12 protein-coding genes are annotated in these 13947 nt (G+C 25.1%); all 12 read left to right on the plus strand.

Features of this window, described 5'->3' with window-relative positions:
• Window positions 1-38: 38 nt before the first annotated feature.
• The 12 genes from AACK94_RS00850 to AACK94_RS00905 all read left to right on the plus strand — a co-directional run bounded on the left by AACK94_RS00850 (window position 39) and on the right by AACK94_RS00905 (window position 13910).
• Window positions 39-410: a helix-turn-helix transcriptional regulator gene (locus AACK94_RS00850; RefSeq protein WP_338975821.1), complete on the plus strand. Its 372-nt coding sequence runs from the start codon at window positions 39-41 to the stop codon at window positions 408-410.
• A gap of 64 nt (window positions 411-474) precedes the next feature.
• Window positions 475-1833, plus strand: coding sequence for a BMP family ABC transporter substrate-binding protein (locus AACK94_RS00855; protein WP_281748981.1), 1359 nt, complete (start codon window positions 475-477; stop codon window positions 1831-1833).
• Between the two features lie 332 nt (window positions 1834-2165).
• Window positions 2166-3473 (plus strand): BMP family ABC transporter substrate-binding protein, encoded by a 1308-nt coding sequence (locus AACK94_RS00860; RefSeq protein ID WP_338975822.1) that lies wholly within the window; start codon window positions 2166-2168, stop codon window positions 3471-3473.
• Between the two features lie 17 nt (window positions 3474-3490).
• Window positions 3491-5071 (plus strand): ABC transporter ATP-binding protein, encoded by a 1581-nt coding sequence (locus tag AACK94_RS00865; protein WP_338975823.1) that lies wholly within the window; start codon window positions 3491-3493, stop codon window positions 5069-5071.
• Complete coding sequence (locus tag AACK94_RS00870) at window positions 5064-7373, plus strand: ABC transporter permease subunit (protein WP_338975824.1); 2310 nt, start codon at window positions 5064-5066, stop codon at window positions 7371-7373. The genes AACK94_RS00865 and AACK94_RS00870 overlap by 8 nt, the downstream gene beginning before the upstream one ends.
• Window positions 7373-8293: an ABC transporter permease gene (locus tag AACK94_RS00875; RefSeq protein ID WP_338975825.1), complete on the plus strand. Its 921-nt coding sequence runs from the start codon at window positions 7373-7375 to the stop codon at window positions 8291-8293. The genes AACK94_RS00870 and AACK94_RS00875 overlap by 1 nt, the downstream gene beginning before the upstream one ends.
• A 277-nt stretch (window positions 8294-8570) precedes the next feature.
• Window positions 8571-9110 carry a hypothetical protein gene (locus AACK94_RS00880; RefSeq protein ID WP_338975827.1) on the plus strand — a complete coding sequence of 180 codons (540 nt, stop codon included), beginning with the start codon at window positions 8571-8573 and terminating at the stop codon, window positions 9108-9110.
• Window positions 9111-9164: 54 nt separating this feature from the next.
• Window positions 9165-9599: a hypothetical protein gene (locus AACK94_RS00885; protein WP_338975828.1), complete on the plus strand. Its 435-nt coding sequence runs from the start codon at window positions 9165-9167 to the stop codon at window positions 9597-9599.
• Between the two features lie 146 nt (window positions 9600-9745).
• Window positions 9746-10489: a hypothetical protein gene (locus tag AACK94_RS00890; protein ID WP_338975829.1), complete on the plus strand. Its 744-nt coding sequence runs from the start codon at window positions 9746-9748 to the stop codon at window positions 10487-10489.
• Between the two features lie 159 nt (window positions 10490-10648).
• Entirely contained in the window at window positions 10649-11935 is a 1287-nt protein-coding gene (locus AACK94_RS00895) for a hypothetical protein (protein ID WP_338975831.1), read from the plus strand.
• A gap of 152 nt (window positions 11936-12087) precedes the next feature.
• On the plus strand, window positions 12088-12816 hold the full coding sequence (locus AACK94_RS00900) for a glycerophosphodiester phosphodiesterase family protein (RefSeq protein ID WP_281748966.1): 729 nt from the start codon (window positions 12088-12090) through the stop codon (window positions 12814-12816).
• Window positions 12816-13910, plus strand: a complete 1095-nt coding sequence (locus tag AACK94_RS00905; protein WP_338975832.1) for an MFS transporter — start codon at window positions 12816-12818, stop codon at window positions 13908-13910. The genes AACK94_RS00900 and AACK94_RS00905 overlap by 1 nt, the downstream gene beginning before the upstream one ends.
• The last annotated feature ends 37 nt before the right edge of the window (window positions 13911-13947 follow it).

The following is a 13947-nucleotide window of genomic DNA, read 5'->3' on the forward strand; positions in this document are numbered from 1 at the left end:
TAAGTTTGGGAATAACTAAAATTAGAGAGGGAAATAAAATGGCAATTGAAGTAGAAATTAGGCGTATACGTCTAAGACTTGGTTGAACGCAAGCATATTTGGGGAAATTAGTAGGTGTTCGTCAAGCAACAATTAGTAGAATTGAGAGTAATGCTAAAAATTCTTCATGAGGAATAATTCATAAAATTCTTTTAGCATTATTAGTAGATATGAATGATATAAAAGGTTTTACGCATGATTTTGTATTAAAAGAAAATGATTTTGAACTATTTATTAAACTGTTAATGGCTAATTCACAATTAAAAACTAATATTTTATATAATCCTGTTCATTGCGCACGAATTATTATTGATGCATATAATAGAGGAATTATTAATTTTGATGAAAAATATGGTAAAAATAAAGTATAAAAAAATTGTAAATAAATATTAATATTTTTACTGTAGTACATTTTTTTATTTATAGGAGAAATTTATGAAATATTTTTTAAAATTATTAATTATTACTTTGTTAATAAATAGTTCGTCAGTAGGATTAATTGGATGTAGTATTCCTAGTGTTGGTGATATTTGAATAATTACTGATGGTGGTGATTTATTTGATAAAGCTTTTAATCAGCAAGTATTAGAAGGTTCAAAAGAGTTTACTAAAACATTTAATGATAATCGTATTATGATTAGTAATTTACCCGGTAATGAAGTTTGAAAAAATAAAAAAATGAAAACACGTTGAATTATTTCACGAGATAGTACTGTTTCAACTTTACAAAATAATTATAATTTAGCAACATTTGCTGGTGCTAAAACAATTATTGTTGTTGGGTTTAATCATCTTGGTGCATTAACACCAGCTATTCAAAATCAATATAAAAAGTTAGGTGTTCGTTTTATTTTAGTTGATGCTAAATTAGAAAAACCAGTTGATGTAGCGTGTTTAAGTTATTCAGCAGAACAATCAGGGTTTTTATCAGGATTAGCAGGAGCAATATGATTAGCAGCTAATCATGAAACATATGATGATAATGGTTTAAAAATGTCAACTTTTGGTAGTTTACCAGCTGATACTATTGTTAGTTATATGATGGGTTATTATTGAGGTGTATATTATTTTAATAAATATCGTAATAGCAATGATAATTTATTGGAAATGACTAATGCCATTAGAATTAAAGAGGGTAAGGAAAAAATTGAAAAATGAACTAATAAATTTGATATTCATTTTGATAAAATTGCTAAACAATTTACAGGTAGTTTTGAATCTGGTACAAAATCATCAAAAGCAATAACTTCACAATTAATTGATGGATATAAAGATGATATTGTAATGCCTGTTGCAGGAGCACAAACAATTGATTTAGTATCAGCTGTTAAAAACTCTACTACTAATAGCAAAGCAAAAATTATTGGTGTCGATGTTGATCAAAGTGTTCAATATAGTTATGCTAAAGATATTTTTATTACATCAGCTTTAAAAGGAATTCATAAGTCAGTTAATACTTGATTATGACATTCTTTTAATTTAGATTATAATAAGGATGATCAACATTCAGTTATTAAACCTATTAATGGTGAACAATACTTTGATGGCAGCATATCACAACCAGCATTAGGTGGTCAGCAATATCTTGGAATTGCTAATAATGATTCTATTAGTGCTATTTATAATAACTTAATTATTGATAGTAATGATTATTGACGTTTAGCACAAAAAGTAACTGACGCTTATAATAAATTAGTTGCTGATTTAGTTAATGATTCTACTCGTGATAAGTGAGAAAATGCTTGAAAAAATTATGTTGATGAAAGTGTTGAAAAGTATAAACCACAGTTTTAATAAAACTTTACTATATATTTTAAAAAAATTATAATTATTCTTGAATTTTTAAAGAATAAGTTTTATTATCTTATATAATGGTAGTTATGCCATTAAAGGAGAAACTAGTGTTTAGAGTTAATTGTGAAAATAAGAAAATAATTAATATTAAATACATATATACTGTATTTTTTAATAGTAAGTTATTCCCACCTATTTATTTTCAAAATTTATTTATACACAGTTTTATTTTATTTTGAATAATTGAATTAAGAAAGCAATGTTTTTGCTTTCTTTTTTTATATTTTTTTTATATAAATATTTATATATATTTGTAGGAGGAATATAATAGTATGCGTAAAATTTTTACTGTATTTAGTGCAATATCATTGTCAGTAATAATGATATTACCAATCATTGCTTGCAATAGTCAGTTTAATGATCCAAATATTTATCGAATAACTGTTGTAACTGATGGACATACTATTAATGATGCTTCTTTTAATGAATCATCATATAATGCTTCTCTCAAGTTTAAACAAGAGTTTAATGATTGAACACATAGTGATTATGTTGATCCTCAATATAAAAATAAAAGAGTTGAGGTTTCTTGAGATAATCCCCAATTAACTAATACTGATGATTTAATGACATCATATAATAAAGCCGTTTTCATAAATAGTAAAGTAATTATTGCTTCAGGATTTTTACATCATAATGCTTTGGTTAAAGCACAAAATACTATTTTAAAACATAAAGTGAAATTTATTTTTATTGATGGTGATACTCCAAATAAAGAAGTACCAAAATCTAATAAGCAATTGGCTGGTTTACTTTACAAAGCAGAACAATCAGGCTTTTTAGCCGGATTGGCAGGGGCAATATGGTTAACTGCTCATGCTAATCAATATGGTGGACTTGATAATTTAAAAATGTCAACCTATGGTGGACTTGATATTCCAGCAGTTACTAATTATATGTATGGTTATTATTGAGCCATACAGTTTTTTAATAATAAATTTAAAAATAAAGAAGATGAAGAAAAATTAATATCATGAGTTAAAATTTTAAATTCAGATTTTAAAGAACCATTACCAAATATTAAATTTATAAATTCAGGTACTCAATTTAGTGGTGATTTTACTCAAGGTTCAAAAGGTTCACAAGCAATTAATGATGATCTTGCTCGACAAAAAACTAATATTATTTTTCCAGTAGCAGGACCACAAACCGAAGATACTTTATCATCATTAAAAAAATCTGGTCAAGGTAAAATTATTGGTGTTGATACAGATCAACAACTTCAATATCCACAATCTGCAGATAGATTTATTACTTCTGCAGAAAAAGATTTAATTAGTTCAATTAAACTTATGCTCTGAAAATCAGTTGGTAAAACTAATCAGAATCCAGAGCATCCAACTGATCCAACTGCCGATCAAACATTTATTGATGATGCACCATACAGAGGTGGACCTAATTTTACTGGAATAGCACCAAATAAAGCAATTAAAGATGGTGATAAAGATATTTACACACCATTAATGACAGAAACTACTAATTGATTAGATAAAATTTCTGCTGGATGACAAAAAGTACTCAATTTAAAAGATCATTATTGAATTAATGGTATTAAAAAAGAATATGATCCATTTAAATAATTAAGAGGGGTGATAAAATGCAAGTAAATATTGAAAAACAGAACTTACAATATGCTGTTGAAATGGAAGGTATTACTAAAGTTTTTTTAGATACTATTATTGCTAACAATAATATTTCTATTAAAATTAAAAAAGGAGAAATTCATGCTTTGGTTGGTGAGAATGGTGCAGGTAAATCGACACTAATGTCAATCTTATTTGGACTATATCAACCAACAAAAGGTATTATTAAAATTAATGGTAAAGAAGTAGTAATATCAGGACCAATTAGAGCAAGTGAATTAGGTATTGGAATGGTACATCAACATTTTAAATTAGTTGATAACTTCACTATTTTACAAAATATTATTTTAGGTAGTGAACCAGTTCATAAATGACAGTGAATTAATTATAAAAAAGCTAAGTCTAAAATTTTAGAAATTTCAAAAAAATATAAATTAGACATTAAACTTAATTTAAAAATTGAGAATGCTAGTGTTGGTATGCAACAACGTGTTGAAATTTTAAAAGTTCTTTATCGTGGTGCTAGTATTATTGTGCTTGATGAACCAACCGCGGTTTTAACACCACAAGAAATTACTAGTTTATTAACAATTATTGAAGAACTTAGACGTGATGGTAAAACTATTATTTTTATTAGTCATAAATTAGAAGAGGTTAAACAAGTTGCTGATAATGTTACAGTAATTCGTTTAGGTAAAGTTATTGAAACTTTTGAATCTAAGAGTAAAACTAAAGAAGAAATTGCTACTTTGATGGTTGGTAGAGATTTAGTTGATATTAGAAATCAAGGTAATGTTGTATTAGGGCCAGTATTATTAAAAATTGATAATTTATTTGTTCATAAAATTGGTAATAAGAAATCAATAATGGGTCTTTCTGATTTTAGTTTAGAAGTTAAGTCACGAGAAATTGTGGCTATTGCTGGTATTGAAGGTAATGGTCAAACCGAATTAATTTCAGCAATTACTGGTTTAATTAAGCCAGAAAAAGGTGATATTTTTTTTGGTAATAAGAATATGAAACACAGTTCAATTCAAAGTTTATATAAAAATGGTTTAAGTCATATTCCTGAAGATCGTCATAAATATGGACTTGTTTTAGATTATAATGTTATTGATAATATGTTTTTACAAAATATTAGCGAATATCCTTTTTCTAAGCATGGTTTGATTCGCAGTAAAGCTATTCAATCTTATGCACAAAATATTATTAATAATTATGATGTTCGTGGTAGTAAAAGTGGTTTTGCTTTAGTTAGAGGTTTGTCGGGTGGTAATCAACAAAAAGCGGTTGTTGGTAGAGAATTAACAAGAAAACATAAAATTTTAGTTGTTGCTCAGCCAACACGTGGCTTGGATATTGGTGCTATTGAATATATTCATAGTCGTATTCTTGATGAAAAAAATGAAGGTAATGCAGTATTATTAATTTCTTATGAATTATCAGAAGTTATGTCATTAGCAGATCGAATTGTTGTTTTACATGCTGGTAAAATTACTGGTAATGTTAGTGCTAAAAATGTTACTCGTGAACAGTTAGGATTAATGATGGTAGGACAAAAAATGTTAATGGAAGGAAATGAAGATAATGTTTAAACAAAAAACATGATTTTTAAAACGACGAAGTCGTTTATATCTTGGTTCAAAAGAAATGAATAGTAGTCTTACTAAATTTAAGGGTTCAATTTTTGCCATTATTTTTGGATTAATTATTGCTTGTTTTGTTATAATTGGTTCAGGTCAAAATGCTTTTACTTATTTTCAGTTGTTATTAACATATGCTTTTACAAGTTGGCCAGCTAATAATTGAGATAATACTTTAGTTTGATGAGCAATTTATATTGTAGCAGGATTAGCACTAGTTATTTCTTTCCGCTTAGGAATGTTTAATATTGGAGTTGCTGGTCAAATGTTAGCAGCAGGAGCTGTTGTTATCGCAATTGGTGTTCGTTATGACTTATCACAACCATTAGCTATAATTAGCGCGTTTTTTGCTGGAGTATTAGCAGCAATATTGGTGGCGTTGGTAACAGTGTTATTAAAAGTTTTTTTTAATGTTCATGAGGTTGTTACTTCTATTTTATTAAATTGAACAATTTGATATTTAGTAAAATGACTATTTAAAATCAATAAAGATTTATATGATGCTGATCACGGAACATCAGCAACTATTCATGATAGTATGAGTATGAGTATTAATGGTTATAATTGTATACTACCATTATTAATTTCTATTATTTTAATAATAACAGTTTGATTCTTATTGAAAAAAACAACTTTAGGTTATAAAATTCGAACAGTAGGTTTAAATCCATTTGCTGCGGTTTATAGTGGTATTAATCATAAACATTATTGCATAACATCATTTGTTATTTCAGGAGCATTAGCAGGAGTAATGGCTGTTATTTATTACATTGCCAAAAATCCTTCAATTAGTTTTTTAACTGATGATTTGCCGACTATTGGTTTTGATAGTATAGCTGTTGCTTTAGTTGGTCAAATTAATCCAATAGGTGTTGTGGGTTCTGCTTTTCTTTGAGGTTTAATTAAGAGCGGTGGTTCAATTGGTTCAGTATTAACATTACCAACAGCAACTGGTGATATTATTTTTGGTGTTATTATTTATTCAGCTGCCTGTGCAGTTTTATTATCTCGTTTACAGCCAATTAAATTTTTAATTCGTTATTTAAATATAGCCTTTGATGGAGAAAAACGAAAAGTTACAAATATTTTTATTGCCAAGATGTACTATCATTTTATTGAAAATTTTAAAATAAAGAGACAATATAATAAGTTAAAATCAGATTTAATTAAAGAAAAAAATAATAAAATTAATAAAATTAATCACTTAAAGATAGAATATAATAAATCATTATCAGATTATGAGTCAGTAGTTAAAAATTTAAAACAAAATCTTTCACAAGAAATTAATAAATTGAAACAAGAATTAAGTGATGAATTAAAGTCATTAAAAAATGAATTAGTTAAAACTAATGATAAAAAATTAAAAGAACAATTAATTTTAAAAAAATGTCAACTTCAAATTACTTATAAAATTGAAATTAAGGAATTAATTAAAAAATATAAAATTGATAAAGAACAATTAAAGGTAGAATATAATAAATCATTATCAGATTATGAGTCAAAAGTTAAAAATTTAAAACAAAATCTTTCACAAGAAATTAATAAAGTTAATAGTGATATCAACTTACAGTTACAAGCAGTTATTAATAATAAAAATGATAAAGTTGGTGTTAATTGAGCACAATTTTTCCAAGAAAATAAAGCTTTAAATCATTATATATATAAACAATATAATGCAATTTGAAAAAAAGGTAAAATTGGTAATTGAAATAATTTTCAACAAGAAATAAAAACGATTTATAGTGAAAGTTTAAATATGTATATTAATGAAAAAATGAAATATGAAAATAATGTTTATAACTATAAGCAAGATTTAATTCGAGAAATAACATTATTAAAAAAACAAAAAGCAATATTAGATAAGTCAAGAGTAAAAGACTTAAAATTAAATCTTTATCGAGAAATTAATAAATTGAAACAAGAATTAAGTGATGAATTAAAGTCATTAAAAAATCAAAAAGTTAAAACTGATGATAAAAAAATAAAAAAACAATTAATTTTAGCAAAACATCAACTTCAAACTAATTATAAAAATAATGTTAAAGAGTTAATTAAAAATTATAAAATTAACAAACAGCAATTAAAAAGTCAAATTATCCCAATTAATAGTAATATTAATATATTAACCAAACAATTTACTAAAAAAGCGGAAATTGAAAAGACAACTTTTATTAATAAATTTACTGATATATTTAAAAATGAACAACAAGCAATTATGAAAATAAAAACCGAAAGAACAGGAGGAAAAAGTTAATGGAAGCACTCAAAATAATTCTTGAACATTCTAGTTTAATTTTTGTTGTTTTAGTACTTGGTGCATTATCTGGATTAATTTCAGAACGTGCTGGTGTTGTTAATATTGGTATTGAAGGAATGATGACGATTGGTGCTCTTGCTTTTTCTTCATTTGGAAAAAATATAGCTGTTAATTGAGGTAATTGATCACAAATTATTGCTTTATTAGTAGGTGGATTAGCGGGAATGGGATTTGCTTGTTTCCATGCTTTTGCATCAGTTACTTTAAAATCTGATCAAATTATTTCTGGCGTTGCAATTAATATTTTAGCAGCAGCAATTGCAGTTTTTGTTGTTCAGTTACCAGGGAATAATGGTTTTATTTCATTAACAAATATTTATCAATTACCAAAAATTGGTAATAATGAATTTTTTAATTTATATTTATTTTTAGCAATTATAGTTTTAGTCAGTATTGCTATTATTTTGAAATATACTAAATGAGGATTACATCATGTTGCGACTGGTGAAAATCCCAATGCAGTTGATGCTGCGGGAATTAATGTTATTAAACAACGATATGTTGCTGTATTATTATCTGGTTTTTTAGCAGGAATTGCTGGTGGTATTTTTCCAATGTATGCCAGTCAAACTTTTCGTGGAACAGTTAGTGGAAATGGTTTTATTGCTTTAGCTATTTTAATTTTTGGACAATGAAGGGTACCATTGATTACAATTGGTGCTGCCTTATTTGCTATTGTTGAAACAACAGGTGCCAGAATTACGTTTTTACCAAATATTCCTCAATGAATATCAAGTAATTCTGATATATGGAATATATTGCCTTTTGTAACATCTTTATTAGTTTTAGTGTTTACATCAAAATGAAGTAAAACACCAAAAGCATTGGGTATTGCTTTCAATAAATCTAAACGATAAAATTAGTTATTAATAATTTTAATGATGAATTAATTTTGAAATTAAATTTTACTTTTTTAGTAATATTTTCCAAGACTTAATTAAAAATATAATAAAAAATAAAAAATTTTATGGTTATTTTATACTATAAAATTTTTTATTTTATTAAGAATTTGAAAAAAAATTCACAATAATACAGTTTTATTTATCAAAAAAAATAAATATAATTTTTGATAGATAGAAAAATGTGGTAAAAGTTTAAATTAAATTTAATTAATTATATTTAGAAGGGAAAAACATGAATAATGGAAGTATAGTTATTAATACAGTTTATTCATTTCAAATTAATGAAATAGTTAATAAACAATCTAATAAAGAAAAACAACAAAAATATGATCAAAAACCTGAAATAAAAGCAAAAATAAAAGAATATAATCAAAAACCTGAAGTAAAAGTAAGAAAGAAAAAATATGCTCAAAGGCCAGAAGTAAAGGCGAGAAGAAGAGAATATATGCAAAGACCTGAAGTGAAGGAAAGAAGGAGAAAATATGATCGAGAGTGATATCATAAAAATAAAGAAAGAATACGGCAATATGCTCAAAGACCTGAAGTAAAAGCAAAAAAGAAAAAATATGCTCAAAGGTCTGAAGTAAAATTGAAAATGAGAGAATATGCTCAAAAACGTGAAGTGAAAATAAGAAAAAAAGAATATAGACAGACATTATATAAAACCAATAAGGAAGAGGAACTAAAAAATAATCAAAAATGATATCAACTTAATAAAGAAAGAATACGGCAATATGCTCAAAGACCTGAAGTAAAAGCAAAAAAACAATAATATGATAAAAAATGATATCAACTTAATAAGCAAAAAAAGCAAAAACAAAGAGAATTGCAATTTGATCGTGTTTTTAGTTCAAAACAAAATTTTGAATTGAGTAGTTTTAATTATAATAATGTGTATGATGAACAAGTTATAAAAGATGTATTAAATAATTTAGAATTAGATCAATTAAATTTATTAGATAAATCTATTGAACAGTTATTAGTTGGTAAACCAACACTAAAACAAAATTTGTTATTAAATAGTGAAAATTTCTCATTTAATTTAATTTATGACGATGTGTATGATGAACGGGTTATAAAAAATGCATTAAATAATTTAGAATTAGATCAGTTAAATTTATTAGATAAATCTATTGAACAGTTATTAGTTGGTAAAAAAATAGCGGAGCAAAATATTGAATGAAATAATAGTATTGTAGTTACAAGTAATTTAGATAGTGATATTTATGATTATAATTTATCAATCGGACTTATTCCTTAATTAATTTTAAAGTATTAATAATAATTTTTTTAAGTTTAAACTAAGACTTTTATTTATTTAAAAAATAAATATAATTTTTTATAGATAGAAAAAATGTGGTAAAAGTTTAAATTAAATTAATTATGTTTATAGGGGGAGCAAAGCATATGGATAATGGAAGTGTAGTTATTAATGTACCTTATTTATTTCAAAAAAATAAAGAAAAAAAACAAGAATATGCTCAAAGACCTGAAGTGAAAGCAAAAAAACAAGAATATGATAAAAAAAGATATCAGCTTAATAAAGAACTGGAACTAAAAAATAGTAAATTATGATATCAACGCAATAAAGAAAGGCAAAAAGAATATAAACAAAGACCTGAAGTGAAAGCAAGGAGAAGAGAATATGATAAAAAAAGATATCAAGTTAATAAGCAAAAAAAGCAAAAACAAAGAGAATTACAATCTGATTATGTTTTTAGTTCAAAACAAAATTTTGATTTAAGCAGTTTTAATTGTGATGATATGTGTAGTGAACAAATAAAAAATATTGCATGAGATGTTTTAGAATTACAACTTTATTCAGAAACACAAGAAACAGAATTAGATAAGTTGTTAGAGAAAATAGAGTTTGAATATATGGTTAATGAAGAACAAAGTTCGGTAATGAGTAGTGAAAATTTGTCATCTAATTTAATTTTTGATGATATGTATGATGAACAGGTTATAAAAAATGTATTAAATAATTTAGAATTAGATCAATTAAATTTATTAGATAAATCTATTGAACAGTTATTAGTTGGTAAAAAAATAGCGGAGCAAAATATTGAATGAAATAATAGTATTGTAGTTACAAGTAATTTAGATAGTGATATTTATGATTATAATTTATCAACTGGACTTATTCCTTAATTAATTTTAATTGTTAATAATATTTTTAAGTTTAAATTAAGGTTTTTACTTAAAAAAGCATAGGAATATAAGAAAAATAAAGATAATAAAAAGTATGAATCTTATTATAAAATATTTTTATTTTAATAACAAAAAAATTATATTTAGAAGGGCAAAAATATGGATAATGGAAGTGTAGTTATTAATGTAACTTCTTCATTTCAAAATGATGAAGAAGTTATGCTAGAACAGAAATTAAAAAAAAGTCAAATATTATATCAAAAAAATAAAGAAAAAAAACGAGAGTATGCTCAAAGACCAGAAGTAAAGGCGAGAAGAAGGGAATATGATCAAAGGTCTGAAGTGAAGGCAAGAAAGCGAGAATGTGAGAAAAAAAGATACCAACGCAATAAAGAAAAAATACAAGAATATAGAAAAATGTTATATAAACTTAATAAAGAAAAAAAACGAGAGTATACTCAAAGACCTGAAGTCAAAGCAAGAAGAAAAAAATATGAGCAAAGACCTGAAATGAAAGAAAAAAAACGAGAATATGATCAAAGACCTGAAGTGAAAGCAAGGAGGCAAGAACATGAGGAAAAAAGATATCAACGTAATAAAGAAAAAATTAAAGAATATGCTCAAAGGCCCGAGGTGAAAGCAAGAAAGCAAGAATATGAACAAAAACCCGAAGTAAAAATAAGAAGGAAAGAATATAATCAAAGATCTGAAGTAAAAGCAAAAAAGAAAAAATATTTTCAAAGACCCGAAGTAAAAGCAAGAAGGAAAGAATATGAGGAAAAAAGATATCAACTTAATAAAGAAAAAATTAAAGAATATTTTCAAAAATCTGAAGTGAAGGCAAGAAAGCGAGAATATAATAAAAAATGATGTCATCAAAATAAAGAAAAAAAACGAGAGTATACTCAAAGGCCTGAGATAAAGGCAAAAATGAAAGAATATAATAAAAAATGATATCAACGCCATAAAGAAAAAAAACAAAAACAAAAAGAATTGCAATCTGGTCGTGTTTCTACTTTAAAACAAAATTTTGATTTAAGCAGTTTTAATTGTGATGATATGTGTAGTGAACAAATAAAAAATATTGCATGAGATGTTTTAGAATTACAACTTTATTCAGAAACACAAGAAACAGAATTAGATAAGTTGTTAGAGGAAGCAGAATTTGAATATATGGTTAATGAAGAACAAAGTTCAGTAATGAGTAGTGAAAATTTGTCATCTAATTTAATTTTTGATGATGTGTATAGTGAAGAAATTGTAAAAGATATATCAAATAATTTAGAATTAGAACAATTAAATTTATTAGATAAAACTATTGAACAATTGTTAGTTAATGAAAAAATAGCAAAACAAAATGTTGAATGAAATAATAGTATTGTAGTTACAAGTAATTTAGATAATGATATTTATGATTATAATTTATCAACTAGACTTATTCCTTAATTAAATATTAATTTTAATTGTTAATTTTTACTTAAACTTAAAAAAATAAAATTTTATAGTTGAATTTTTGGGAAACACAAAGTACTTTTTTAATTACAAAACAAGTCTAGTGTAAAATAATTAGGTATAGGAATATTGGGGGTGTTTATTTTATGGCATTATTAGTGGCACATCGTGGATTTCGTTCTACAGAAGGTGAAAATCGAATCATTGATTTCCAAAATGCTTTGAAAATTTGCCAAGCAGTAGAGTTTGATATTCGATTAACAAAAGATAATAAAGTAATTATTTTTCATGATGATACATTTGAAAGAATTGCCAATAATAAAAGTGAGGTTAGTAGTTTATTATATGAAGAAATTATTAATTTGGAATTTTTTAAAAATAATAAAGAATGAATTCCACCATTATTTAATGATTTTATTGAAAAATTAAGTAAAAATTATCAAATGATTAATGTTGAAATTAAAGAAGAAATTAATCGTAAATATACTTCAAATCAATTAATGGTTATTTTTTCAGAAATTAAAAAATTAGAAAAAAAAAGTAAAGCCGAAATTATTGTTTCTTCATTTAATCACCAGTTATTAAACGAAATTGTTAAAAGAATTAAATATCCTATGAAAAAAGGTTATTTATTTGAAAATAAAAATGATTTTAGTGAGAGGTATATTAAAAACTTTGATTATTTGCATCCTTCAATTTCCGTAGTTTTAGATTTTGAAATGATTAGTAAGTTAAAAAAATTAAAAAAACCGTTAAATATATGAACATTTAAGAGTGATGAAGAAGCCGTGAAGATAAATGAAATATATGGTAATCAAGTAACTGGCTATATTAGTGATAATCCTAAATTATTATGAAAGCAGAAAAATAAATAATGAAGATATTTTTAAGTAAATGTTGAAAAAGTTTTACACATGACTTGGATAGTAAAACTATTTTGATTATTAGCATTTTAGCTTTATCTGATTTATTTGTTTTTAGTGGAGTGCTTTATTTACGATATATTATTCCCAACTTTAATCAGTATATTAATTTAAATCAAGATGATTTTGATTTTGTTGTTGCTATTTATGGTTTTGTTGCTCTTATTTCTAGAATTCCAGGTGGTTGACTTACTGATCGTTTTAGTGCAAAAAAAATAATGATAGTATCACTTATAATAACTGGATTATGTGGTTTATGATGAACGTTAATAATTCAACTTAATATGGATAAAAATATACGAATGATTCAATTGTATATTATTTATACAATATGGGGTATTTCGATTGCGGGACTTTTTTGAGCACCACTTTGAAAATTAGTATCACAGAATGTAACAAAAGAACAACAAGGTGTTGCTTATGGTCTTGAAGGCACAGTTTTGGGATTATTTGGTTTAATTTTTATTGCTGGAATTGCAACAGGAATAACAATTTTAACTAAAAATTTACAAAATCAATATGGTCAAAATGATTTTATTACAAAAATACCATTTTTAGTTTTTGCTTATTTTATTTGTGGTATGGTATTTATAATGGCATTATTAGTTTGAATATTTATTCCTAATAAAAAACGTGAAGAAACAGAAATTATTTGAAAAGAAAAAATAATTTCACTATTTCAACCAATGAAATTTTTGCGAGTTTGACTTTGTGGTATTTTTGTTTTTGGGATGTACATGTTCCAGTCTACTTTTGCATATTATATGAAGGACGCTTTAACAGAAGTTGGTGTTACTGTTGGTGTAGTAACTATTCTTGGTGGAATTCGGTCATATGGTTTAAGATTTTTAGTTGCTAGTCCAATTGGTCGTTGAGCTGATAAGTGAAAGTCTTACGTTTTGGGTTTAATATTTTTATTATTAGTTGGAATGATTGCATGTTCTTTATATGTAGTTATCCCTGGTTGAGGTAATGCTTGATTTTTACAGTCATCAAAAGCAGTTCAAGTGGAAATGTTTAGTAATCTGTGTAACTTACAAAAATAACTATGTTTAATTAATTCTAGTAAATATAATTAAATGA

It is taken from the genome of Spiroplasma endosymbiont of Monopis laevigella, from assembly GCF_964019975.1.
Lineage (GTDB): Bacteria > Bacillota_I > Bacilli_A > Mycoplasmatales > VBWQ01 > Spiroplasma_E > Spiroplasma_E ixodetis_A.